The sequence below is a fragment of the Clostridium thermarum genome (assembly GCF_006351925.1).
In the GTDB taxonomy this organism is placed as follows: Bacteria; Bacillota; Clostridia; order Clostridiales; family Clostridiaceae; genus Clostridium_AU; species Clostridium_AU thermarum.
In genome coordinates this window covers 1695957-1721213 of sequence record NZ_CP040924.1, presented here as the reverse complement: position 1 = coordinate 1721213, position 25257 = coordinate 1695957, and the positions used below count along the sequence as shown (strand labels likewise).

Genomic DNA, 25257 nt, shown 5'->3' with positions numbered 1-25257 from the left:
TTTAGAGTAATTGCATTTAAAATTATCTCCTGGGAAGCGCCTTTTTATACTAAAGACAAACTATATCATTTTATTTATTTCTTTCTTTAACCTTTTAATGATTCTCTTTTCAAGCCTTGAAATATAGGATTGGGATATGCCCAGCATATCAGCAACCTCCTTTTGGGTCTTTTCCCCGCTGCCATTAAGTCCAAATCTTAAGCTTACAATTTCCTTTTCTCTTTCATTGAGTCTTTTCATAGCCAGTACCAATAGCTGCTTGTCAATTTCATCTTCTATAAGATTATATACTATATCATTTTCAGTTCCCAGAATATCGGACAATAACAGTTCATTGCCGTCCCAATCTATATTAAGTGGCTCATAGAAGGAAATTTCGGCTTTGACCTTGCTATTTCTTCTAAGATACATTAGTATTTCGTTCTCTATACATCTGGAAGCATAAGTAGCTAATTTAATTTTTTTCTCAGGATCGAAGGTATTTACAGCTTTTATTAGTCCAATTGTACCCACTGATATTAGATCCTCAACACCAACTCCAGTATTTTCAAATTTTCTTGCTATATAGACAACCAGTCTTAAATTTCGTTCTATTAAAACGGACCGGACACTTTCGTCGCCTTCCACCAGTTTTATTACCAGGGAATCTTCCTCTTCCTTTGAAAGTGGCGGGGGTAGTGCATCGTTTCCACCTATGTAGTAAAGCCTCTTGTAAAGAAATTTTATTTTTAATACTAACTTACTGAAAAATGATAATAATCCCATCATAGTTTCTCCACCCCTCATATAATGTCTCTTGATAATAGTGCCTGATATTCATTGAATTCACTTAATTTTATATCGCTAATCCCGATTACGGCATTTTTATACTGAAAATTATCCTTGTCGTAGCTTATCTTAACTTTTTCCGGTTTAAAGGCTTCCAGAAAACTTGCTTGTCCACTTACTACTTTATAAGGTATATATAGCTTTTCATACAGGCTGGTATCAATATCTGATACCGCGCTTTTCTCTACTATAATCACAGGAAGATTAGTAATTGGTTCCTTTAATTCATTTCCTGTATCTAACAGTGCACTAACTGTAAAACTGCTGGACTTTGTAAATATCTCTACATTATAAGTATAGTTGTTAAGCTTTCTCCTGCTTATTATAAAACTAAAAACTCTATATATAATAATATAAAGTAACATCAGCGCAATTATAAGCCACTTTGTATTAAAGTTTTCATAATACCCATAGGCCGGGTTTCCCATATTTCTATATTCTAAAAAAAAGATTAGTCCTGCTAATACAAAAGTATATAATAGATATATTAATGTACTTTTCAGAATAAAAATAAGCTTATTTTTGCCAAAGGCACCATATATTATTAATATGACAACCAAAAGCTTTATAGGAAGTATAGTGAAAAATTTTAATTTATCATAGAAAATAACTAAAGTATAAAGCCCTGCTGCGGCAGAGGAAATTATCGCTCTAATATTTTTAAGCTTTATACTCAATGTTTGAGCTGTTATTATAAGCAAAAAATAATTGACTATTATATTTTCTAATATCATTACATCTACCCATACAATCAACAGCATCAACCCCTATTTACTCCCTAAGGATATTATATATCCATTGAAAGCAAAATTTTGTCACAATTGTCCTCTGTTTACACTATTTTATATGTTATATTTCTACATCAAAACCTATAAGTGCCAATAAAAATGTATCTGAGGATTATTTTTTATCATACAAAAAGATAATAAAAATAGACCATACATAAATGTATGGTCCTAAACTACTTATCTTCTTTGCTTTCTTAAAAACGCAGGAATCTCCAGTTCGTTGTCATTGTAATCTCTTGTTGAAGCCACTTCTTCAAGAGGCTTCTTATCGTCCTTTGGAGTATCAAAAATTAGCTTTTTTTGCTCATGTTTATCATTTTCAAAGCCTGTAGCAATGACGGTAATTCTTATTTCATCCTTAAGGTTCTCATCGATAACTGCTCCGAAGATGATGTTAGCATCCGGGTCTGCTGCCTGCTGTACTATCTCAGCAGCTTCATTGATCTCTAATAGTCCAAGATCTGGGCCACCGGTTACATTAAGCAGTACTCCTGTAGCACCAACGATGGAAGTTTCCAGCAATGGACTTGAAATAGCCTGCTTAGCTGCCTGCTGTGCTCTATCATCACCACTGGCCCTACCTACACCCATGTGAGCCAAGCCTTTGTTTAGCATTACGGTTCTAACATCGGCAAAGTCCAAGTTAACTAAACCAGGAATAGTTATCAAGTCTGATATACCTTGTACACCTTGTTTTAAAACGTCATCTGCCATTCTGAAGGACTCCACAAGAGTAGTTCTCTTATCTACCATTGTAAGTAATCTTTCATTTGGAATAGTAACCAATGTATCTACTCTTTCCTTTAAGTTCTTAATTCCAAGTTCTGCATGAAGCATTCTCTTTCTGCCTTCAAAAGGAAATGGCTTAGTAACAACACCAACAGTAAGTATGCCCATGGACTTTGCAATCTCTGCAACTACTGGAGCTGCACCGGTACCGGTACCTCCACCCATACCTGCAGTGATAAATACCATGTCAGCACCCTTTATTGCCTGTGCTATTTCTTCCTTACTCTCTTCTGCAGCCTTTTGTCCAACTTCAGGATTGGCTCCTGCCCCTAATCCCTTAGTCAGCTTATCTCCTATTTGTATCTTTTGAGACGCATGTGATAACATTAATGCCTGCTTGTCAGTATTTATAGCAATAAATTCTACATTTTTCAAACCTTCTTGAATCATTCTGTTTACGCCGTTATTACCACCGCCGCCACATCCAATTACCTTTATTTTCGCAAATTGTTGTACATCTACATCGAAATCTAACAAGATAATACCTCCCCTTTAAATAAACTCATCTATTAAGTTCTTTAATCTTCCAAAAATACTTTTTTTACTTTTTTTACCATTTCCCTCTGAAGGAACTGAAGCTTCATTTCTAACAATTTTGATACTGTCTAGTATCACTTTTAACATGCCAACGGGTACGGAATAAATCCAATTCCCTGCCCCCATCATATTATTTTCTATAATCTGTATGGGTTTACCTAATTCTTCTTCAAATTTAGCTATGATATCTTTATAATAGATAATACCACCGCCGGTTATGAAGATTCTATCAAACTCCTTTAATCTCTTTTTATTATTGATTTCTTTCAGGGCAAAAGTTATTAGTTCCTCAACCCTGGCTTCAATAACCTCATTAATTATACCACTATTATACATTGATTGTATATCATCTTTGAATTTTTCATCAATCTGATTGTCACCATTAACAGTATTTTGAGTATACTTTAATTTAACTTTTTCTGCATCAGCATAGGGGATACTTAAACATGACATTATGTCTTTTGTAATGCTGTTACCGCCTAATGGTATATATTTAGTATAACATATTCTGCCCATTTCGTATATGGACAAGTCCGTAGATTCCGCTCCAACATTTACAATTCCTATAGATGATACCTTATGTTCTTCAGTTGTCACCAGTTTGCCCAGGGCTATGGGTTCAGGAATTATCCCTCTTACCTTTATACCAGCAGTTTCCATACACTTAACCAGATCCTTGACTACCATCGAATCCACAGTAAACAGCTTAGCTTCAAAGGTCAATTCCTTGCCTCTTATTCCGATGGGATCCTCAATGCCGGAGTATTGATCCACACTGTATTGTACCGGCAATAACCAGACAACCTCTCTTTCTGGCTTCGATGCTTTCTCTCTTGTAATATTCATAATTTTTTCAACATCTTTATCAGTTATTGTTGAACCTGAGACAATTGATACAGTCTCCTTTGCATCTTGAATACTACATAAGCCTCCATGAATACTAATATAAGCATCATTAATAGATGAGTCAACCAAATTTTCCAATTTGGCCTTACATTGAGCAATAGCTTCTACAACTTGTTCCACATCAACTACGACAGACTTTTTAATACCGTAATTATTTACGGAGGATACAGCAACAACATTCATTTGTTTAAAGCCATCAACCCTTGCTACTGCAGCACTTATCTTTGAATATCCAATGTCAAAGGCTACAAGTAGATCATTCATCAATGCTTTCCCTCCCAAGTTCATATCCTATTTCTAGTCTTGAATAATCTATTTAAACACAAAACTTTTACCTAAATTATTCAACTTGCTGATTCATTTATTCGAATAGCTATAACCTTATATATTCAACACAAAAATTAATTTTCCTCCAATTTTTCATTAAATTTTAATAAAACATAAATTTTTTTTAAAAAAATAAAGAGGAAGACTTCCTCTCTATTAGTTAGCTTTTTCAAGGTCATTTATATTAATACTTCTCGTGTGAAGAGTATGACTCCACTCTTTTTTGTCTTTATCAATAATCCCCATAATTGATATTGGCATCCATGTAATGGCATAGATAGGGTATACTATATAGTAAAGCAATACCTTTAGACTAAGCTTTTTCTCCAGGGCCAACACCAGTGGTGTATAAATTAGCTGCATAACAGTAACAAATATCACACCCATTGTTATTAAGTTAAAATCTGCAGTTATGCTTTGACTAAACTCTGTGAAAAAGCCACTTAAATCACTTAGTTTTTCGTAATATTGAGTTCCCTTTTGAATTGCATTCATTATCATTCCTATGCCGGCTATGATAACTATTATAGGCTGTATGCTGTATATAGCACAGTCAAGTGACACTAGATCAAATTTAGTCACTGCTCTCTTTATCAACTTCCAAAAGTATCTGCTAGCTACATCAGCAAAGCCCTGCATCCATCGTTTTCTCTGCCACCAAGATTGTGCAAGGGTCAAAGGCTTTTCATCGTATATTACTGCGTCATGGGCCCATCCAACTCTCTTACCGTTAAGTACAAGCTTGCAGGTAAACTCAAGGTCTTCAGTTAAGCAGGTAGCTCCCCAGCCAAGTTCTTTAAGAACCTTGGTAGAAATACAGAAACCAGTGCCTCCCAATTGGTTTGACAGTTTTAAATTACTTCTGGATAGCTGGAACATACGGTTTGATGTCCAGAAGGCTATGGAGTAACTTCCAGTAATCCAAGAATCCACAGGATTTTTACTGTCCAGATAGCCTTGAACCACTTCAAAGCCTTCACAAAGCTTGTTATTCATTTCTCTTAAAAATTGTTTTGATACAAGATTATCCGCATCAAAGACCACTACGGAATCATACTTCTTATCCATCTTGAATATTTTATCAAACATCCACTCCAGAGCGTAGCCCTTTCCTCTTTTTTCTTTATTTGTTCTTTCATAAACTATCGCTCCGCTGTTTCTTGCAATTTTAGCTGTATTGTCAGTACAGTTGTCAGCGATAACAAAGATATCATATAGATCCTTGGGATAGTCTAGATTTGATAAACTATGTACTATATCCTTTATCACCATCTCTTCATTATGGGCTGCCACCAGCAAAGCAAATGACTTTTGAGGTTCAAACTTCTTTTTACTTTTTAGCCTTATTAGGCCAAAAAATGACAGAATGATATAGTATGCAGATATGGTCATAAGTCCCTTTGTAAATATCGCACCTAAAATATCAAATATTGCTTTTATAAATTGCATTTTCGTCCCCCCCTGATTCAAAGCTATTTTAGCACAATGAAAATACAAATGCCATAGTTTAAAAGATATTTTTACAACTTTGTCAGTAGATAATATTCGAAAAGCTACAAATAAATGGGGCATACTATAAAGTATGCCCACTTTTAGAAAAATTAAACTATAACATCATTAGTCTTTGAATCATCTCTTTATCTATAGAATAAGTAAGTGCCGTTTCAGCAGAAATGAGCTTCTTCTTGTACAGCTCTGTGATTGCCATATCCATAGTTTTCATTCCATGCTTACTTCCGGTTTGTACGGATGATTCAATTTGATGAGTTTTTCCTTCTCTTATTAGGTTTTGTATTGCTGAAGTAATAATCATTATTTCAAGAGCAGCTACTCTTCCTTCCCCATCTGATCTTGGAAGCAATTGTTGTGAAACAATCCCCTGCAGAACAGATGCCAGCTGAATTTTCACCTGCTGCTGCTGATAGGGAGGAAATACGTCCACTATTCTGTCTATAGTTTTTGCAGCACCAATAGTATGCAGGGTAGAAAGTACAAGATGACCGGTTTCAGCTGCAGTAATAGCGATGGATATAGTCTCCAGGTCTCTCATTTCTCCTACAAGAATTACATCCGGGTCTTCTCTTAATATTGATTTTAAGGCTCTTTGATAGCTACTGCTATCCTTACCTATCTCTCTTTGATTTATCACAGACTTATTGTGTCTATGTAAATATTCTACAGGATCTTCTAGGGTAATAATGTGTGCAGATCTTGTAGTGTTAATTTCGTTTATCATTGCTGCAAGAGTTGTACTTTTACCACTGCCTGTTGGTCCGGTAACCAATACCAAGCCTCTCTGCCTTGTGGTAAGGTCTCTTATTACATTTGGAAAACCTAAATCAGCAAGAGTAGGTATTTTTAATCCTACAACTCTTATGGCCAGGGCGTCACTGCCTCTCTGTTTGAAAACATTTACTCTGAATCTGCCTGTTCCCGAAATCGAATAAGAGGTATCTATTTCCCCCTGTTTGTTGTATTCATCATATCTATCCTCTAGTACCGCTCTGGCATAGGCCGCAGTATCTTCCGGGGTAAGAGACTTTTCCTGTATAGATGTAAGTTTACCATTAATACGCATTATGGGAGGCACGCCAACAGTTAAGTGAAGGTCTGAGGCTCCTGCATTAAGTGTCATTTCTAATAGTTCATTAAATGATAACATATTTAACCTCCTTGTTTGTACATAAAGGACATTCTTTTATCAGTTCAAAATTACAATCAATTATAATATTCTACAAAATATTATAAAATCCTTTTATAATTCACAATTTATAAAAGGATTTTATATCCAATAATTTATCATAATTTGAGCTTACCATTGAGTTCCTTATACAGCTTCTTTAAAGCCCTCTTTTCTATTCTTGATACATAGGATCTGGATATGCCCAGCAGCTTTGCAATCTCTCTCTGTGTTTTCTGGTTTCCATCAACTAGTCCATATCTCATCTCTATGATAATTTTTTCCCTTTCCGTCAATGAACTGTTTATTTTGCTGTATAGCTTCTTTATTTGAATTTTACTCTCTACTATCTCAATGATAGAATCTTCATCACTGCTTAACACGTCCATAAGTGAGATCTCATTTCCTTCCTTGTCTACACCTATGGGATCCTGCAAATATACTTCTCCTTTTATCTTCTTATTGTTCCGTATCAGCATTAATATTTCATTTTCTATACACCGGGCGGCATAAGTAGCCAATCTGGTACCTTTTTTTGTATCAAAGGAATCTATTGCCTTAATTAATCCTACGGTACCAATGGATATTAAATCATCAATATCCTTACCGGGATAGGAATACTTCTTTACTATATGTGCCACTAATCTAAGGTTTCTTTCAACCAATATACTTTTGGCTAACAAGTCTCCCTCTTTTAGCCTTGATAAGTAATATTCTTCCTCTTTTTCATCCAGCGGTTGAGGAAAGGAATTGCCACTGGTTATATAGGCTGTCAAAAAAGTTACACTGCCGAACATATCTAAAAGATAATTAACAAACAACACAGGATGTTCCTCCTAATAGTGCTTATTAATATTTTATTCGGTAGCTATAAATATGTTTCCTAATCAGCGAAAAACTTTTTCAACTGCTTCTTTAAAAATTGGTGCCGCAGTAGAGCCTGCGCCTTCAGTTTCCACATCAATATCTTGTACGAAAACAACAATAGAATAGTATTTCCCTTTACTTTTCACAAAGCCAGCAAACCATCCGTCAGAATACTTTTTAAATCCGCCCTCTTCTTGAATGAGTCGTGTGTTTGTACCAGTTTTGCCACCGGTCTCCAAACCTTCTACATAAGCACGCTTTCCCGTGCCCTTTTCATTACGGACAACCTCCAGCATATGTTTTTTTACTGTAGCTGCAGTAGTCTTTTTCAGTACTTGGTTTTTTATGGTTGTATACTTTTCAAGCTCTACACCATCATTATTTACCAGGGAATCGATAATGTAAGGTCTCACATAGGTGCCATTATTCACCACGGTATTTACAATCCCCAGTGCCTGAAGAGGTGATATTCTCATACTCTGACCAATTCCCAGCATAGATTCCGAGGAGTCTGCAAATTTAACATTCTTAACTTCATCATACTCCTCACCAAAGAGCTTTTTCAAGTTCAATCTATCAGAGGCTACTATGTCTCCGGTAACCTCATAGTTACCACTAAAATTTAGAACCTTGCTAAAGAGTCCCTGTTTCCTTGCCATGGTGTATATGTTTTTAAAACCCATTTTTGCTCCTAGATTTCCAAAGTAGGTGTTACAAGATTGTATGTAAGCTTCCTCCATATTTACTGTGCCATGGTTCTTTTCCTCTTCTTTACATTGAATCTCCTTATAAAGCCAGTTTTTATTTTGTTCTAAGGCGATCTCCTCCATGATGGTTTTAAAGATTGAACCTGGTTCAAAGCCGTTTTCCGTGGCAGAGCAAAGATTGATATTGGGCTTCCAGTCATCTCTCTGTACCATAGCCTTAATTTTACCGGTATCTGATTCCATAATTACCACGCCAATCTGATTATAGCTGCTCCATTCTTCCTTGTATAGCAAAGATTTTATTTTATCTTCCATCTCCTTGTCCGTGGTAAGTTTTATATTCACATTGTTTTCAGGAACAATATACTTTTCTTCACCAATTATGCCGTTTACATCCCTGTCAAAGGAAACTACAGGATACTTATTATCTTTAATTTTTTCCACTATAAAGCCTTCGATGGAATCCGCCTCTTTTTCATTGTTATTGGAATCCACAGGACTTGTCATTATGTTTTGATAAAGCCATGCATTAGAGCGGTCAACTTCGCTTTTTATAAAACAATATACTCCTTTTACATCCTTAATATCTTTAAGTTTATAGTAAGTTTCTTCGTCTACTTCATAGTACTTTTTATTACTAGTCATATTATATTTCAGCTCAGTCAAATCATAGTCCTTGTTATAGTTTCTAAGGGTATAAACCAGAGCATTTATTTTTGCCAGGTCAGTTTCCCTGTTATCCCTAATATAGCTGTTTACATCAACAACAAAATAATATTTTCTTATATAAGTCAGCATTTCCCTGCCGTTACTGTCCAGCAACATATATTTTATATTGCTTATGGGCTCCTCTATTAGATACTGCTTATCTGTCATAACACTTAGCTCCTGGCCCTGATATAGGTTTATATAAGCTATCCTAATAGTCAGTAACAAAAGGACTGCAATCATCAGAGCAGTGACTTTTATAGCCCGCAGCTTTATTGTTTGAAAAAACATAAATAAACCACCTCACCTCAGCTTAATTCTAGCCTAAGGTGAAGTGGCTTATACCTTTTTAATCTACTTTTTTCATTATGAGCATATCATTTTCGTAAAGTTTTTCTTCACATTTAAAGGTATAAAGCATTTGGGCCACTGGTGTAGCTTCTAACTTTTTACCTTCTAAATCTCTTATATCCTCAAATTTCACCTTAAAATCTCCGCCTACAGGCCTCAGAACTTCTGCAACATCTCCTTCAAAGACCTTATTTCTCTGCTCTATGGTTGCAATCTCCTTTTCTGGGTCATAGTTTCTTACAATTCCAACTATGTCATAATTTCTTATATACGAGGAGTTTTCATACACTTGCTTATTTTGATCTCCAAAATAAAAGCCGGTATAATACTGTCTGTGACTTACCTTATCTAAGTCTTCAAGCCACTTCTTGTTGAAGCTATAATTTTGCGGATCTTCCCAGAAGGCGTCCAAGGCTTCCCTGTAGACCTTAGTTACCACAGCTACATAGAAGGAACTCTTCATTCTTCCTTCAATTTTAAAGGACTGTACTCCTGCTGCAACCAATTCAGGTATATATTCAATCATACACAAATCCTTAGAGTTCATAATGTAGCTTCCCTTGTCATCCTCCAGAATCTCATATTTTTCTCCCGGCCTCTTTTCCTCTGTGAGGTAATACTTGTATCGGCAGGGCTGAGCACAGGCCCCTCTGTTGGCATCTCTACCGGTGAGGAAGTTAGATAACAGACATCTTCCGGAATAAGCCATGCACATGGACCCATGAACAAATGCTTCTATCTCAAGATCCAAGGGAAGTGCTTTTCTCATATCAATTACTTCCTTCATGGATAACTCTCTTGCAAGAACTATTCTCTTGATCCCCTGCTTATACCAAAACATAGCAGATCTATGGTTAACATTGTTGGCTTGAGTGCTTAAATGCAGTTCTAAATCCGGCACAACTTCCCTCGCAGTCATTATTATTCCTGGGTCCGCAACAATAGCCGCATCTACTTTTAGGTTATACAATTCTGTTAGATACTCTTCTAAACCGTTTAAATCCTCATTGTGTGGAAAAACATTTAATGCAACATAGGCTTTCTTGCCTCTGTCATGTGCATATTTTATACCTTCAGCCAGTTCTTCATTGCTAAAGTTATCTGCAAAGGCTCTCAAGTTCAGTTTATTTCCCCCAAGGTAAACAGCATCAGCGCCAAAGTCTATGGCTGTCTTCAGCTTTTCCAGATTACCTGCCGGTGCTAAGATTTCAGGCTTCTTCATGTTAATCCTCCTTACTTTTTATAACTGCTATACCATCCCCCATTGGAAGAATTGCAGTTATAAGTTTATCATCTTTGGTAATCATATCAATAAACTTTTTCATTCTTTTAACTATGGTTATTTTTCTTCTTATAACCAACTCTCTAGAGGCTACCATACCTTTATAGAGTACATTATCTGCTAAAATTACGCCATCTTTATTCAAAAGTCTCTGACAATGTGGAAAAAACTCATTGTAGTGTCCCTTGCCCGCATCAATAAATATCAGATCATATTTATCTACAAGCTTCTCAAGCACCTCAAGACAATCGCCACAGATTACATTTATTTTACCCTTAAGTCCAGCCTTCTCAATATTGGCACCGGCCAGAGCTATCATGTTTTCATCCCGCTCCACGGTGTCAACATGTTCAACAGAGCCATTACTGTTATACATAAGAATAGAAGAATAACCTATGGCTGTGCCCAGTTCCAAGATTCTCTTAGGCTTTATAATATTGATCATCAATTGAAGAAAGTTAGCTACTTCCTTATGGATAATTGGAACCTTATTCTCCTCTGCGTACTCTTCGAGTTCCTTAAGTAAACCTGCATTGTCCGGCACTAGCCCTCTGATATACTGCTCCATATAGTCATAAGTTATATTACTCATTCGTTTCCTCCATTTGTTAATTCGATTGGTACTTTAGAACTGCAGCATTGTGCTTTTCAAAGCTTTCGTTGAATTCATGGGTTCCATCATTCCTTGAGCAGAAGTACAAGTACTTTGTATCCTCAGGATTTAAGGCTGCTTCTATGGAGGCCTTACCAGGGTTACTGATTGGACCTACCGGAATGCCCGCTACCACATAGGTATTGTAAGGAGAATCAATCTTGTAATCATCCAGTGAAAGCTTTTCCTTATGCACCCCCAGAGCATACTGAACTGTAGGATCGGACTGCAGCGGCATTCCAATCTTTAATCTGTTTGCAAATACAGAAGATACCAGGGTCCTTTCCTCTTCCACTTTAACTTCTTTTTCTATAATGGAAGCCAAGGTTACTATTTTATCTATCTCATCTACCTCATCAAGGGATAATCCTACTTCCCCAATTTTTCTCTCAAAGTTATTGAGCATAATTTTAATTATAGCCCTTCCATCTTTTCCGCTTTCAACCTTTGTAAAATCATAGGTATCAGGGAAAAGGTATCCTTCTAAAGCATACTTTCTCTTCGAGTTATTCTTTATATATGGGGGTAATTCATATTTTAAGCAAGTGTCAACAAAATCCTGATAAGAAATAACACCCTTCTCCTCAAGGATCTTTCCAATTTCCTCTAAGTTTTTGCCCTCAGGTATCATAACTCTAACCACATTTGTGGGCAGACCTTGAAAATTTTTCAAAGTATCAAACATCTGAGCCAAGGTTGCATCTGCAGGTATCACTACATCACCTTGTTTTACAGAAAAGGAGACCTTGTTCAGCTTCATGTAAAGTCTAATTAACAATGAGTTTTTCAGATTTCCTTGGCTATTTAATCTGTTAATAACACCATTTAAAGTATCTCCGGACTTAATAGTCATCTTCAACTCAGTTGCATCAATATTTTTCAGAGGTTTATTAATGACACTTATGTAGTAACCTCTGCTGCCAATAATTATTACCATCACTACGATCCAAATGGTGGCTATGGTTTTTATCAACTTCTTTAACATTTAGTTCCCCCCATAAAATTCGTATACTATACCTCGTTTCTCCTAGCTGCTCTCTTTCTCATTTCTGCATTAAGAATCTTTTTCCTCATTCTTATAGTCTTTGGTGTAACTTCTACAAGTTCATCATTATTTATAAACTCCAAGCACTGTTCCAAGGACATCTTTCTAACAGGAGTTAGCTTTAAGGCCTCATCAGAACCGGAGGCACGAGTATTGCTTAGGTGCTTTTTCTTACATACATTAACCTCAATATCCTCTGCTCTTGAACATTCTCCGGCTATCATTCCCTCGTAAACTGGGGTACCCGGTTCTATAAACAGTGTTCCTCTTTCTTGTGCATTATATAAGCCATAGGTTATTGCTTCTCCGGTTTCAAATACCACTAAGGAACCTCTGGTTCTCTGTGGTATATCCCCTTTGTACTCCTCATAACCTTCAAATAGGCTGTTCATTATACCGTTGCCCTTTGTATCTGTAAGGAATTCGTTTCTAAAACCTATAAGACCTCTTGAAGGAATTAAGAATTCCAATCGTACATAACCGTTAACAGCTGAAGTCATGTTGAGCATTTCTCCCTTTCTTTGTCCAAGCTTTTGTATTACCGCTCCCATAAAATCTTCAGGTACATCTATTGTTAAGAATTCGATAGGCTCTAAGGTTTTCCCTTCTTTTTCTTTAAAAATAACTGAAGGTTTTGAAACTTGGAATTCATAGCCTTCTCTTCTCATTTGCTCTATTAAAATAGAAAGATGCAACTCACCTCTACCGCTTACCTTGAAGGTATCCGGAGAAAGCTCTTCTACTCTTAGACTTACATTAGTCTCTAATTCTCTCATCAGCCTATCTCTTAAATGTCTTGAAGTAACAAACTCTCCTTCTCTTCCTGCAAAAGGAGAATCATTCACAAGGAAATTCATACTGATGGTTGGCTCATCTATATCAACGAATGGAAGTGCTTCCGGTGCACTGCTGTCAGCAATGGTTTCACCGATATTAACCTCACCTAAACCGCTGACTGCCACTATATCTCCAAGCTTTGCTTCTTCAACTTCTACTCTCTTTAGTCCATTATATACATAAAGTGTGGATACTTTTACATTATGAGAGGAACCATCTCTGTGTAGAATTGTTACATTTTGATTTTTCCTGATTACTCCTCTTTCTATCTTACCAATGCATATTCTTCCTACATACTCGCTGGAATCTATGGTTGTAACCAGCAATTGAAGGGGCATATCTATATATCCTTCCGGAGCTTTTACTTTCTCAATAATTGTATTATACAAGGGTGCCATACTATCACTTTCATCATTGATATCCAATTTGGCATAACCTTCTCTTGCAGAGCAATATACTATTGGAAAGTCTAACTGCTCATCATCCGCTCCCAACTCAACGAATAGATCAAAAACCTCGTCGATTACTTCTGTGGGTCTTGCATCATGTCTGTCGATTTTATTGATGACAACTATAGGCTTTAACCCAAGCTCCAAGGCCTTTTTCAAAACGAACTTAGTTTGAGGCATAGTACCTTCATAGGCATCAACTACCAAAAGCACACTATCCACCATTTTTAAAACACGTTCTACTTCGCCACCGAAGTCCGCATGTCCAGGAGTATCTACTATATTTATCTTAATACCGTTATAGCTTATAGCAGTATTTTTTGACAGGATGGTAATTCCTCTTTCTCTTTCCAAGTCATTAGAGTCCATAACCCTTTCCTGAACTTTTTCATTGGTTCTGAAAACATTACTTTGTTTCAGCAAGGCATCAACTAAAGTAGTCTTACCATGGTCAACATGGGCAATTATAGCAATATTTCTTATATCTTCTCTGGTGTATTTATTCATATTAGCCTCCGTTTATTTAAATTGACTTTATATAACATACTATAAATTCATCAAAAATAAAATTGGATACAATGTACCCAATTTTACTGAAGTCATATTTATTCTAATATTATGGTCTATAATTGTCAACTTATTAAGAAAAATGTAACCCTATACAGCTTAAATTTCCATTATAATTGGAAGAATCATCGGTTTTCTCTTAGTTTTCTCATAAAGGAAGTTTCTCAGATCATCCTTAATATTTGTCTTCAGAGTTGCCCAATCAGTTATATGCTTTTCTTCACAATTTCTTAAAGTTTCCTTAACTACGAGTCTTGCTTCTTCCATTAAGTTTTCTGATTCTCTTACATATACAAAACCTCTGGATATAATATCGGGGCCGGCAATTACATTACCACTTTCTTTTTCAATAGTAACTACCACTGTTAAGATTCCATCTTGTGATAAGTGCTTTCTATCCCTAAGCACGATGTTTCCAACATCACCTACTCCAAGTCCATCTACAAAAACGTTGCCGGAGATTACTGTGCCATTTTTCTTTATACCATCCTTGTTTACTTCAATTACGTTACCTATATCTGCTATCAGGGTATTAGCAGGATTTAAACCAAGTTTTACAGCCAATTCAGCATGTTGTTTCAGGTGTCTGTATTCACCATGTACTGGTACGAAAAATTTAGGCTTAACAAGTGAATGCATAAGTTTTAATTCCTCCTGACAAGCATGACCAGATACATGGACATCTGCTAGTGATTCATAAATTACTTCTGCACCATTTTTAAACAGTTGATTAATAACTCTGGATACCAATTTCTCGTTACCAGGTATAGGTGAAGCAGAGATTATAACCATATCACCCTCCATGATGCTGACCTTTTTATGCTCATTGCTTGCAATCCTGGAAAGAGCAGACATCGTTTCTCCCTGGCTGCCAGTAGTTATTATTGTCACCTTATCCGGTGGATACTTATTGATAGTATCAATGCTGATAAAGTTATCTTTGTCAATATGGATATAGCCGAGTTCCGTACCAACAGCTACGATGTTTTCCAAGCTTCTTCCTGATACCGCTACCTTTCTGCCATATTTATTGGCTGCGGATATAATTTGCTGAATTCTGTGGATATTTGAGGCAAAGGTAGCTACAATAATTCTTCCCTTTGCAGCAGTAAAAAATCTCTCAAAAGTATCGCCAACAGTACTTTCCGACATGGTATAACCTGGACGTTCAACATTTGTACTGTCAGCCAACATTACAAGTACGCCTTTTCTTCCAAGTTCAGCAAATCTAGATAAGTCTATTACCTCTCCATCTATTGGGGTATAGTCTACTTTGAAATCACCGGTATGCAGCACAACTCCTAAAGGCGTATGAATCGCAATAGCCACCGAATCCGCAATACTATGGTTAGTCTTTATAAATTCTACTGAAACATTATTCAACTTTATTACATCCTTAGGACTTACTCTTTTAAGTTCTGTAACACTCAAAAGTCCATGTTCCTTAAGCTTCATTTCCACAATACCCAAGGTTAGCTTTGTTCCATATACCGGTACATTTATCTGTTTTAATACATAGGGTAGAGCCCCTATATGGTCCTCATGTCCATGGGTAAGGAATATCCCCTTAACCTTATCTGCATTCTTTATCAGATAGCTCACATCCGGAATTACTATATCAATTCCAAACATTTCTTCATCAGGGAATCTAAGCCCGCAATCTATTACTATTATCTCATCCTTATATTCAATAACGGTAAGGTTTTTTCCTATCTCATTAAGTCCCCCAAGAGGTATTATTTTGATCTTATCCTTATCCCTCCTCATTGAATCATCCTCCTTCTATTACTGTTCTTCCTTAGAGCACTCATAACAAATGCCAAAAAATCTGACACTATGATTTTTAATTTTGAACTTATATTTTTCTTCAATGTTTTGTTCCAGTATATCCAGTAAATCTCCTTCTACTTCTAATACTTTTGAACAATTATTACATATCAAATGATGATGTTGATGGTTTTCCTCTTCGTGAACAATTTCATATCTACTGATATTGTCACCGAGTTCTAATCTGCTCACTATGCCCAATTCTTCAAGCATAGCAATTGTTCTGTATACCGTAGCAAGCCCAATCTCGGCGCAATCTTCCTTTACCAGGTCATAAATTTCCTCAGCAGTAAGGTGCTTTCCCTCACTGCTGACGATACAGTCAACTATAGCCCTCCGTTGAGGAGTAAGCTTATAGCCCTTTGCTTTTAAGTTTTCTTTTAATCTTTTAACTTCATCAGCATGCATCTTAGCCATCTTTAATACCTCTTCAATATTAATTTAGGTCATCACCAGAAAAAATTGCCTCATAGGCTTCATTGACCATTTGAAATTCTTCCTCGTCTTCAATAGTAACTAAAATGTCATTGCCAGCCTCATCCTGTTCAATCTTAAGTGCTACCGCTTCATCTTCGTCACCATCAACAGGCACTACAATAACATACTCGTTTTCTTCAATGTCAAACTTAGTTATTACTTCGAATTCAGTTTCATTTCCTTCTTCGTCAGTCAATACGATTGATTCTACATCATTTTCCATATTTAACTCTCCTTTTCTATTAATATTTATTTATTTGACAATCTGTCAAGATAACCTTGTAAAATATACATAGCAGCTAATTTATCAACAATCTTTTTTCTCTTATTTCTGGATAGGTCAGCTTCCAGCATAACTCGGTGGGCTGCAACGGTCGTAAGCCTTTCGTCCCATGTATCCACCTTAATATTTAATCTTTCTTGGATTTTTTCAGCCAATTTTAAAACCTTTTCTCCTGATGGACCTATGGTGCCATTCATATTTTTGGGCAAACCCAATACAATAAGATCACAACCATATTCTACCACATATTTGTTTATTTCATCTATATCAACATTTACGCTTTTACGCTTTATTGTACAAATACCCTGCGCCGTTAACCCCAATGGGTCACTGACAGCCACTCCAATAGTTTTTTCACCAACATCTAGTCCTAGTATTCTCATAGTTCTCCATTCTTAAAATAAAAATGCCCTAAAAAGGGCACTTTTATTTTATACCTAAATAAGATTTTAAAACTTCTTCAAGAATTTCATCACGTTCCAGCTTTCTAACCAGAGCTCTGGCACCATTATAATTGGTTATATATGTAGGGTCTCCGGAAATTAGATAACCCACCAACTGGTTTACCGGATTATAGCCCTTTTCCTTCAGTGAATCATATACTTGAGTTAAAATTGCTTTAGTTAAATCCCTTTTATTGTTTATAAAATTAAACTGCATTGTGTAATCATTTTTATCCATATTAATCCTGTATAAAATCATGGTTATGATTTCTTACAGACTTCACCCCCTTGCTAGGAATACTTTAGCTTAAGGTATCATAATTAAGTATTAACTTCTTCATTATAATATATAATGGTAAACATTACTACACTTATATTATAAATGAAAATCATTTAAAAGTACACTATTTAACTAAAGTTTCTAATAACTTTTCAACAACATTCATTGCTTCCGGTAATTTTCCCGGCATTTTTCCTCCGGCTTGAGCCATATCTGGACGGCCACCGCCGCCGCCACCGGTTACTGCTGCTACGTCTTTGATGATTTTACCGCAGTGTACTCCCTTAGCCACAGCTTCCTTAGTTGCCATTGCCAGCAGAACTACTTTTTCATCAAAAGCACTTCCAAGAACAACAAGTCCGTTGTCTAACTTATTTCTCAGTCTATCTCCCAATTCTCTCAGGTTCTCACTGTCCATATTATCAACTACAGCAGCAATATATTTTACGCCTTTAACTTCTTTAATCTTATTTAGAAGTTCTCCTTCTGCGCCTTTAGCAAGCTCTTTCTTTAGTTCATTTATTTCCTTGTCTTTTTCTTTTAATTCCTGTACAAGAGCAGCAGATTTATTCACTACTTCTTTTGGATTACATTTTATTGTATTAGCAATGTCTTTTATAGTTGTAAGCTTTTCATTTAAGAACTTTATTGCATTAAAGCCTGTAATAGCCTCTATTCTTCTTATACCTGCAGCTACACCGCTTTCGGAGGTTATCTTAAAGAGGCCGATTTCACCGGAATTTGATACGTGAGTTCCACCGCAGAGCTCTATGCTGAAATCTCCAACGGAAACCACTCTTACAATATCACCGTATTTTTCGTCAAAGAGTGCCATAGCACCTTTTTCTCTTGCTGCTTCTATACCCATCTCTTCTGTTTCAACGGAAGTTGCTTCCATAATTTTTGCATTTACTATTTCTTCTACCCTGCTGATTTCTTCCTCAGTCATTGCAGTAAAGTGAGTAAAGTCGAATCTCAACTTATCTTCATCTACAAGAGAACCGGACTGATGTACATGGTCTCCCATCACTTCCTTGAGGGCTGCCTGTAGCATATGAGTTGCAGTATGGTTCTTTCTGATATTGTTTCTTCTAACTGAATCTACCTTAAGCTTTACTTCATTCCCCTGTTTTAAGCTTCCTTCCAGTACAGTTGCAAAATGTAGGGTCTTTCCTGCAACGCTCTTTTTGCAATCTTCTACCTCTGCTTTAAAATTATCGCTGTAAATTATACCCTTATCTCCTATCTGTCCCCCCATTTCAGCATAGAAAGGAGTTTCTTCCACAAGGATTATTCCCTTGTCTCCGGCCTCAAGGACCTCTGCAAACTCCTCATCCTTAATTAAAAGAGATACCTTTGAGCTATATTCTGTATGGTCATAACCTACAAAGTTTGTATTGTATTCAGCCGGTATTTTGTTTGTAATGCTGTCTTCGCTGCCCATATAGTTAGATTCGCCTCTTGCCTTTCTTGCTCTTTCCTTCTGCAGCTTCATTTCCACATTAAAAGCTTCCATATCCAGTCCAAGGCCCTTTTCAGCTAATATTTCCTCTGTCAATTCCACAGGGAAGCCATAGGTATCATAAAGTTTAAATACAAGCTCACCCTTCAGAACCTTTTCGCCGGACTTTTCTAATTCGGAAATATACTCAGCCAATATTCCCATACCGGAGTCAATTGTTTCTTCAAATCTTTCTTCTTCTATCTTTATTACATTCTTGATATAGTCCTTTTTCTCTTCTAATTCCGGATATGCACCTTTAGAATTTTCCACCACTATATCACATAGGTTATACAGGAAGGCACTGGTTAGACCAAGAAGTCTTCCATGTCTTGCAGCTCTTCTGAGGAGTCTTCTTAAAACATAGCCTCTTCCTTCATTTGATGGGAGCACTCCGTCGCAGATCATCATGCTTACACTTCTTATGTGGTCTGTAATGATTCTTATGGATACATCCTTTGCGGCATTTTCGCCGTACACAGTATTGGACACTCTACAAACTTCCTGTAAAATAGAATTTATTGTATCCACTTCAAATATAGTGTTCTTGCCTTGCATTAGGGCTGCCATTCTCTCCAAGCCCATACCGGTATCAATATTAGGATTGGCCAATCTATGGTATACACCATTTTCATCCTTATCAAATTGTGTAAATACAAGGTTCCAGAACTCTACTACTCTATCGGCATCAGCAGCTGCCTCAAATTCCTCGACAGTCTTTATTACCCCTACTCCTCTGTCGAAGTGAATCTCAGAACATGGTCCGCAGGGTCCCTGACCTATTTCCCAGAAGTTATCCTTCTTACCGAGACGGAAAATTCTTGAAGGATCTACATCTGTGCTCTTTGACCAAATTTCAAAGGCCTCATCATCTTCTTCATATATAGTAACATATAGCTTCTCTTTTGGAATTTCCAATACCTTAGTTACAAATTCCCAAGCCCATGGAATTACTTCTTCCTTAAAGTAGTCACCGAAGGAAAAATTACCAAGCATTTCGAAATAGGTAGCATGCCTTGATGTTTTTCCTACATTGTCGATATCACCAGTTCTTATACACTTTTGGCAGGTAGTTATTCTTGTCTTTGGTGGCTTTGCAAGCCCAGTGAAATATGGCTTTAACGGCGCCATACCTGCATTTATTAGTAACAGACTGTTATCATTTTTCGGAACCAGTGAAAAACTATCCAGTCTTAAATGTTCTTTGCTTTCAAAGAATTTCAAATAAGCTTCTCTAACTTCATTTAGGCCCATGAATCTCATGTGTATATCCTCCCTTAAATATAGTATTTATAAAATAAAAGGACTCTCATCCACAAGGGACGAAAGTCTATTTCGCGGTACCACCCTAATTACAGGAATAGAAATTCCTGCATCTCCTTAAAGAAAAGCTCAGAGACAGCTTCGATAAATCTATCAAGAAGTTCTCACCAACCACTTCCTCTCTGAATGAATCAATCAATCTACTAATTCTCGTCATCACTGATTATTAAATATATAGGCAAATTATAAATTATTCGAGATTTTATGTCAATAGCTTTAATACATGTAATAGTCTAAGTCTTCGAGAATCACCTTTACCATTACCGCCACCGGTACTGCCATTACCATGCCCACAAAGCCACCAACCTTTCCACCTGCTATGAGGAGCAAGATTATAAACAAGGGGTGTATATTTACAGTTTCTCCAGTGATTTTAGGTGATATAATATCACCCTCTATCTGCTGTATGAGATTCAAAAGGACCGCTGTCCATAGGGCTGTTTTTGGGGAGTCAATAAGTGCTACCAATACTGGTGGTACAGCTCCAAATAAGGGTCCAAAGTATGGAATCACATTGAAGATGCCATTGAGCAAGGATAGAAGCAGAGGAAAATCCACCCCGAGAGCCAACAACACAAAAAAGGTCATGATGCTTATTAGTGCACTTAACAGGAATTGGCTTAAAATATACTTTGACAGCATCAAATTTATATCCTTGGATAAATTTCTCATCACCGGTCGTTTTTTGTGCGGTATAAAGGCAATGAAATTCTTTCCTATTTTATGTCCATCTGACAAGATATAATAAACTAAAATCGGAATCACTGCAATGGATAAGAGGTTTCCGCTCTTTTCAAAAATGCAGTCAAAGGCATTCTCGCAAAATCCTGTTACCGCCTTTTCTATCTTACTCAAAGCTATGGTAATCACATTTTTAAAATATCTGTTGCTGGATAACTCCTCTATTCTTTTATTAATATTGTTGATTATCCCCTCAAATTCATCAAAGGTATTTCCTATATTTAAGGTTTCCCTTATTATATTTGGTATCAAAAATACAAGTATTACAGCAATACCAAGAAGCAAGCCCAGCAATATAACAATTGAAGATATTTTCTTTCCAATTCCTTTTTCTATTAACTTATCCTGTACAGGTTTTAAAGAATAGGCTATGACAAAGGCTATGAATAATGTACCCAGGACTTCTTTTATAATAGGATTAGTAGTCAGTAGAAATAATGCCAATAAAGAGACTGTTAAAATTAAGATATATCTCAAAACTTTATATTTTAAAATCCTATTCATAGTAATCAGCACCACTTATTTCATGTCTTAAACTTGTATAGCGAAAGTTCCCTTTTCCAAAATATAGAATGTTTTTATCTCCAAAAATCAGTTCATTTATAAGCAAAATTCCCTTACCTATTACGAGCTTTCTGATCATTCCCGGGCTGATGATAATGCCTCTAAGTTTAAACTTATTATCAAACAAAATGTCCTCTGCAATTCCAATTATATTGCCCTTGATGTCTGTTACCTCCATACCTTTTACCGCAGAGAAGGTCAAGAGTTTTTTTTCTGACATTTTGCCTATTATTATACTGCAATCATAATATATAATGTTCTCAATATATACAACTTTGTTTTTTCTTCTCAGTATACTGCCTCCAGATACAGAAAAACCCTGTACTTTCTTTTCATTAAAATTCACTATCACATCTGATACAATGCCGGCCTTCTTGCCATCACTATATAGAACATTCTTTGTCAAGAAATCCTTTAATCTGTACAACGACATAGTACAGCCCCTCTTCATCAATAATATACTTATTATTTCTCAATGAAGGGAATATCATACAACAAAAAGAAGCTGTCGCACTTAATATTTAAAGCGACAGCTTCTGCCTAATCTAACTTATTCACCATGAACATGATCATGTATATCATCATGTTCAACCATATCCCAAGGTTCCAAACCATGATTAATTCTATAGTCGTTTATGGCCTTGTGTATAGCTTCCTCAGCCAATACTGAACAATGCATTTTTACAGGTGGCAGACCATCTAATGCCTCTGCCACGGCTTTGTTTGTTAGCTTCCATGCTTCATCTAAAGTCTTACCCTTTATTAATTCAGTAGCCATACTTGAAGAAGCTATTGCCGAACCACAGCCATAGGTCTTAAACTTAACATCCTTAATAATATTGTCTTCAACCTTCAGGTATATTTTCATTATATCTCCGCATTTTGCGTTACCAACTTCACCTACTCCGTTTGCGTCTTCTATTTCTCCTACATTTCTTGGATTCCTGAAATGATCCATAACCTTTTCGCTATACATTGCTGCTTCCTCCCTTTTTAACTACTGACTCCCATAATGGTGACATATCTCTAAGTCTTTTTACTATGTTAGGAATAACTTCCAATACATAATCTACTTCTTCCTCTGTATTTCCTTCTCCAAGGCTTAGCCTTAAAGATCCGTGAGCAATTTCATGAGGTAATCCTATTGCCAAAAGTACATGAGAAGGATCTAAAGCCCCAGATGTGCAGGCACTACCGCTGGATGCGCAGATTCCCGCATCATCGAGAAGTAAAAGTACTGATTCTCCTTCGATGAATTCAAAACAAACATTGACATTACCCGGTAGTCTCTTGTCACCCTTAGGTCCATTTAATCTTGTATAAGGAACCTTTAGCAAACCTTCTACAAGCTTATCTCTTAGAGCTATCAGTTTTGCATTCTTTTCTTCTATATTAGCTGTTGCAAGTTCTATAGCCTTGCCCAAACCCACAACTCCTGCTACGTTTTCTGTTCCGGCTCTGCGGGCTCTTTCCTGTCCGCCGCCGTGGATTAAGTTGTCAATTTTCACGCCTTTTCTTATATATAAGGCTCCTACTCCCTTTGGTCCATAGAACTTATGTCCAGCCAAGGAAAGCAAGTCTATGTTCATATCCTTTACATCTACAGCTATGTTACCAATTGCCTGAACAGCATCAGTATGGAATAATATCTTTCTATCTCTGCATATTTGGCCAATTTCTTTAATTGGCTGAATTGTTCCTATTTCATTGTTAGCAAACATTACGGAAACTAAAATTGTAGTATCCTTAATTGCAGCCTTTAAATCCTCTAGACTAATAAAGCCTTCCTTATCTACAGGCAAATAAGTTACCTCGAAACCATTCTTTTCTAAATATTCACAAGTGTGTAGAACAGCATGGTGCTCTATTTTTGTTGTTATAATATGATTGCCTTTTTTTCTGTTAGCAAGGGCAACACCCTTTATAGCCCAATTGTCTGCTTCTGATCCAGAGCCTGTAAAGTATATTTCCGACGAATCCGCATTTAGAGCCTTTGCTACTCTATCTCTGCTTACATCAATAGCCTTCTTTGTCACTCTTGATAGAGAATATATTGATGATGGGTTACCAAAATTCTCGGTAAAATAGGGCAGCATTTCTTCAACCACTTCTCTCTTTGTGTAAGTGGTTGCAGCATAATCCATGTATATGGTTTTATTCATTTTTTCACCTTCCTTAAAGTATATAGAGCAAATTCTAAAAAACCACGCCTTATTAAGTCTCTTGGATTTTTAGAGGATAATCATTTCTCTTATCTTTCATTTTGTTATAATTATCAACTATATCCCATAGGGTAGTTGTTTCTAACACGCTGTCTATACTAAGCTTTATCTTTTCCCAAAGAAGTCTTGTGGCACAGTAGTCTTCATTGCTGCAGACCAATCCGTCAAGACATTCTGAGATTTCCACAGGTCCTTCCAAAACCTTGAATATATCAGCTACTGTTATTTCCTTAGGTGACCTGGTTAAAATATACCCACCTTGAGCACCTCTTATACTCTTTATCAAGCCCGCTTTTCTTAAAGGTGCAAACAGCTGCTCCAAATAGTATTCGGATATTCCCTGTCTTTCTGATATGCTCTTTATAGAAATAGGTTCATCTCCATAATGTACTGCCAAATCTACCATAGCCTTTATCCCATATCTTCCTCTGGTAGACAGCTTCATTTCATCACTTCCTTTAATCCCGACTCTTTTAGTATACTTTAATTTTAGAATAACAAATCCGACCATAATTGTCAACTATATATACAAGTTTCCTTTTATTCAGCCCGCTATTTTAAATTGACTGAAATATTTTTAAGCATATGAAATCTATCAATAAAAAAGCAAGGTAAGCCAAAACTTACCTTACTTTTTACTGGTACAGATAAAAATAAAGAATACCCCTTCAATACAATTCCACGCTTTCCGCGTGTTCCGTGATTATTTCAGTATTCCATGTTCTTAGGCCTTCCCTTGAGATTTCTTTCCGGTTCGTATTTGCCCCAATAAATACGCCTTTCATTATATTGTATTCTCGGTTCCTTTATTTCAGCTGGATAACCGATATGCACAATTCCCAAAGGAATTACGTGTTCAGGTATGCATAAAATCTCACTTACAGCCTCAATGATATTTTTGTAAGGATATACACTTACCCATACACCGCCCAAGCCAATACCGGAAGAAGCCAACAGCATGTTCTCTATGGCTGCACTGCAGTCCTGAATCCAATACGTCTCCATGCTGCCCCTGGCAAGTTTCATATTTCCGCAGACAGCTATTGCCAATGGTGCCTTATACCTTGTGGTTTTTAGGCATTTTTTTATTTTACACAGTGTTTCTTCCTCCAAAATAACAACGAACTCCCAAGGCTCATTATTACAGGCACTTGGTGCTGCCATTGCGGCTTCTAACAGCAACTTGATCTTTTGTTTCTCTACCTTTTTATTGGAGTAGCTCCTTATAATTCTTCTTGAGTATATTTGATCAATTTTGTTTTCCATCTCTAAACAC

24 protein-coding genes and 1 other annotated feature are annotated in these 25257 nt (G+C 36.4%); all 24 genes read right to left on the bottom strand.

Annotated features, from left to right (window positions below; translation table 11 throughout):
• Positions 1-60: 60 nt before the first annotated feature.
• Positions 61-768: an RNA polymerase sporulation sigma factor SigE gene (sigE, locus tag FHY60_RS07795; protein WP_139904443.1), complete on the bottom strand. Its 708-nt coding sequence runs from the start codon at positions 766-768 to the stop codon at positions 61-63.
• 14 nt (positions 769-782) lie between these two features.
• Entirely contained in the window at positions 783-1589 is an 807-nt protein-coding gene (spoIIGA, locus tag FHY60_RS07790; protein WP_139904442.1) for a sigma-E processing peptidase SpoIIGA, read from the bottom strand.
• A gap of 204 nt (positions 1590-1793) precedes the next feature.
• Complete coding sequence (gene ftsZ / locus FHY60_RS07785; RefSeq protein ID WP_139904441.1) at positions 1794-2882, bottom strand: cell division protein FtsZ; 1089 nt, start codon at positions 2880-2882, stop codon at positions 1794-1796.
• Between the two features lie 15 nt (positions 2883-2897).
• Complete coding sequence (gene ftsA, locus FHY60_RS07780; RefSeq protein ID WP_163215876.1) at positions 2898-4112, bottom strand: cell division protein FtsA; 1215 nt, start codon at positions 4110-4112, stop codon at positions 2898-2900.
• A gap of 219 nt (positions 4113-4331) precedes the next feature.
• Positions 4332-5624 carry a glycosyltransferase family 2 protein gene (locus tag FHY60_RS07775; RefSeq protein WP_139904439.1) on the bottom strand — a complete coding sequence of 431 codons (1293 nt, stop codon included), beginning with the start codon at positions 5622-5624 and terminating at the stop codon, positions 4332-4334.
• A 157-nt stretch (positions 5625-5781) separates the two neighbouring features.
• Entirely contained in the window at positions 5782-6837 is a 1056-nt protein-coding gene (locus FHY60_RS07770; protein ID WP_139904438.1) for a type IV pilus twitching motility protein PilT, read from the bottom strand.
• Positions 6838-6974: 137 nt separating this feature from the next.
• The gene (sigK, locus tag FHY60_RS07765) at positions 6975-7679 is read right to left on the bottom strand and encodes an RNA polymerase sporulation sigma factor SigK (protein WP_139904437.1); all 705 of its coding nucleotides are present in this window, start codon (positions 7677-7679) and stop codon (positions 6975-6977) included.
• A gap of 63 nt (positions 7680-7742) precedes the next feature.
• Positions 7743-9428, bottom strand: coding sequence for a penicillin-binding transpeptidase domain-containing protein (locus tag FHY60_RS07760; protein ID WP_139904436.1), 1686 nt, complete (start codon positions 9426-9428; stop codon positions 7743-7745).
• Positions 9429-9486: 58 nt separating this feature from the next.
• Positions 9487-10710, bottom strand: a complete 1224-nt coding sequence (locus FHY60_RS07755; protein ID WP_139904435.1) for a peptidase U32 family protein — start codon at positions 10708-10710, stop codon at positions 9487-9489.
• Position 10711: 1 nt separating this feature from the next.
• On the bottom strand, positions 10712-11362 hold the full coding sequence (locus FHY60_RS07750; RefSeq protein WP_139904434.1) for an O-methyltransferase: 651 nt from the start codon (positions 11360-11362) through the stop codon (positions 10712-10714).
• Between the two features lie 16 nt (positions 11363-11378).
• On the bottom strand, positions 11379-12407 hold the full coding sequence (gene mltG, locus FHY60_RS07745) for an endolytic transglycosylase MltG (protein ID WP_139904433.1): 1029 nt from the start codon (positions 12405-12407) through the stop codon (positions 11379-11381).
• Between the two features lie 26 nt (positions 12408-12433).
• Positions 12434-14260: a translational GTPase TypA gene (gene typA, locus FHY60_RS07740; RefSeq protein ID WP_139904432.1), complete on the bottom strand. Its 1827-nt coding sequence runs from the start codon at positions 14258-14260 to the stop codon at positions 12434-12436.
• 159 nt (positions 14261-14419) lie between these two features.
• Positions 14420-16087 carry a ribonuclease J gene (locus tag FHY60_RS07735; RefSeq protein ID WP_139904431.1) on the bottom strand — a complete coding sequence of 556 codons (1668 nt, stop codon included), beginning with the start codon at positions 16085-16087 and terminating at the stop codon, positions 14420-14422.
• Positions 16088-16105: 18 nt separating this feature from the next.
• Positions 16106-16564, bottom strand: coding sequence for a Fur family transcriptional regulator (locus tag FHY60_RS07730; protein ID WP_139904430.1), 459 nt, complete (start codon positions 16562-16564; stop codon positions 16106-16108).
• 19 nt (positions 16565-16583) lie between these two features.
• Positions 16584-16847 carry a DUF1292 domain-containing protein gene (locus FHY60_RS07725; protein WP_139904429.1) on the bottom strand — a complete coding sequence of 88 codons (264 nt, stop codon included), beginning with the start codon at positions 16845-16847 and terminating at the stop codon, positions 16584-16586.
• 26 nt (positions 16848-16873) lie between these two features.
• Positions 16874-17290, bottom strand: coding sequence for a Holliday junction resolvase RuvX (ruvX, locus tag FHY60_RS07720; RefSeq protein ID WP_139904428.1), 417 nt, complete (start codon positions 17288-17290; stop codon positions 16874-16876).
• Between the two features lie 43 nt (positions 17291-17333).
• Positions 17334-17588, bottom strand: a complete 255-nt coding sequence (locus FHY60_RS07715; RefSeq protein WP_139904427.1) for an IreB family regulatory phosphoprotein — start codon at positions 17586-17588, stop codon at positions 17334-17336.
• Positions 17589-17754: 166 nt separating this feature from the next.
• The gene (gene alaS, locus FHY60_RS07710; RefSeq protein ID WP_139904426.1) at positions 17755-20394 is read right to left on the bottom strand and encodes an alanine--tRNA ligase; all 2640 of its coding nucleotides are present in this window, start codon (positions 20392-20394) and stop codon (positions 17755-17757) included.
• 52 nt (positions 20395-20446) lie between these two features.
• Positions 20447-20620: a binding site (T-box leader), on the bottom strand.
• A 50-nt stretch (positions 20621-20670) separates the two neighbouring features.
• Positions 20671-21672, bottom strand: a complete 1002-nt coding sequence (locus FHY60_RS07705) for an AI-2E family transporter (protein ID WP_207671447.1) — start codon at positions 21670-21672, stop codon at positions 20671-20673.
• A 19-nt stretch (positions 21673-21691) separates the two neighbouring features.
• Complete coding sequence (locus tag FHY60_RS07700; RefSeq protein WP_163215874.1) at positions 21692-22192, bottom strand: PRC-barrel domain-containing protein; 501 nt, start codon at positions 22190-22192, stop codon at positions 21692-21694.
• Positions 22193-22309: 117 nt separating this feature from the next.
• Positions 22310-22735 (bottom strand): Fe-S cluster assembly scaffold protein NifU, encoded by a 426-nt coding sequence (nifU, locus tag FHY60_RS07695; RefSeq protein ID WP_139904423.1) that lies wholly within the window; start codon positions 22733-22735, stop codon positions 22310-22312.
• Positions 22728-23921: a cysteine desulfurase NifS gene (nifS, locus tag FHY60_RS07690; protein WP_139904422.1), complete on the bottom strand. Its 1194-nt coding sequence runs from the start codon at positions 23919-23921 to the stop codon at positions 22728-22730. Before nifS ends, nifU begins: the two co-directional genes overlap by 8 nt.
• Before the next feature lie 52 nt (positions 23922-23973).
• Positions 23974-24426, bottom strand: a complete 453-nt coding sequence (locus FHY60_RS07685) for an RrF2 family transcriptional regulator (protein ID WP_139904421.1) — start codon at positions 24424-24426, stop codon at positions 23974-23976.
• A gap of 263 nt (positions 24427-24689) precedes the next feature.
• Complete coding sequence (locus FHY60_RS07680) at positions 24690-25247, bottom strand: nitroreductase family protein (protein WP_139904420.1); 558 nt, start codon at positions 25245-25247, stop codon at positions 24690-24692.
• Positions 25248-25257 lie beyond the last annotated feature (10 nt).

Coding starts and splice junctions, on each gene's coding strand:
- sigE (WP_139904443.1), bottom strand. CDS start 768: ATGATGGGATTATTATCATTTTTCAGTAAGTTAGTATTAAAAATAAAA.
- spoIIGA (WP_139904442.1), bottom strand. CDS start 1,589: ATGCTGTTGATTGTATGGGTAGATGTAATGATATTAGAAAATATAATA.
- ftsA (WP_163215876.1), bottom strand. CDS start 4,112: ATGAATGATCTACTTGTAGCCTTTGACATTGGATATTCAAAGATAAGT.
- FHY60_RS07775 (WP_139904439.1), bottom strand. CDS start 5,624: ATGCAATTTATAAAAGCAATATTTGATATTTTAGGTGCGATATTTACA.
- FHY60_RS07770 (WP_139904438.1), bottom strand. CDS start 6,837: ATGTTATCATTTAATGAACTATTAGAAATGACACTTAATGCAGGAGCC.
- FHY60_RS07760 (WP_139904436.1), bottom strand. CDS start 9,428: ATGTTTTTTCAAACAATAAAGCTGCGGGCTATAAAAGTCACTGCTCTG.
- FHY60_RS07755 (WP_139904435.1), bottom strand. CDS start 10,710: ATGAAGAAGCCTGAAATCTTAGCACCGGCAGGTAATCTGGAAAAGCTG.
- FHY60_RS07750 (WP_139904434.1), bottom strand. CDS start 11,362: ATGAGTAATATAACTTATGACTATATGGAGCAGTATATCAGAGGGCTA.
- mltG (WP_139904433.1), bottom strand. CDS start 12,407: ATGTTAAAGAAGTTGATAAAAACCATAGCCACCATTTGGATCGTAGTG.
- typA (WP_139904432.1), bottom strand. CDS start 14,260: ATGAATAAATACACCAGAGAAGATATAAGAAATATTGCTATAATTGCC.
- FHY60_RS07735 (WP_139904431.1), bottom strand. CDS start 16,087: ATGAGGAGGGATAAGGATAAGATCAAAATAATACCTCTTGGGGGACTT.
- FHY60_RS07730 (WP_139904430.1), bottom strand. CDS start 16,564: ATGGCTAAGATGCATGCTGATGAAGTTAAAAGATTAAAAGAAAACTTA.
- FHY60_RS07725 (WP_139904429.1), bottom strand. CDS start 16,847: ATGGAAAATGATGTAGAATCAATCGTATTGACTGACGAAGAAGGAAAT.
- ruvX (WP_139904428.1), bottom strand. CDS start 17,290: ATGAGAATACTAGGACTAGATGTTGGTGAAAAAACTATTGGAGTGGCT.
- FHY60_RS07715 (WP_139904427.1), bottom strand. CDS start 17,588: ATGGATAAAAATGATTACACAATGCAGTTTAATTTTATAAACAATAAA.
- alaS (WP_139904426.1), bottom strand. CDS start 20,394: ATGAGATTCATGGGCCTAAATGAAGTTAGAGAAGCTTATTTGAAATTC.
- FHY60_RS07700 (WP_163215874.1), bottom strand. CDS start 22,192: ATGTCGTTGTACAGATTAAAGGATTTCTTGACAAAGAATGTTCTATAT.
- nifU (WP_139904423.1), bottom strand. CDS start 22,735: ATGTATAGCGAAAAGGTTATGGATCATTTCAGGAATCCAAGAAATGTA.
- nifS (WP_139904422.1), bottom strand. CDS start 23,921: ATGAATAAAACCATATACATGGATTATGCTGCAACCACTTACACAAAG.
- FHY60_RS07685 (WP_139904421.1), bottom strand. CDS start 24,426: ATGAAGCTGTCTACCAGAGGAAGATATGGGATAAAGGCTATGGTAGAT.
- FHY60_RS07680 (WP_139904420.1), bottom strand. CDS start 25,247: ATGGAAAACAAAATTGATCAAATATACTCAAGAAGAATTATAAGGAGC.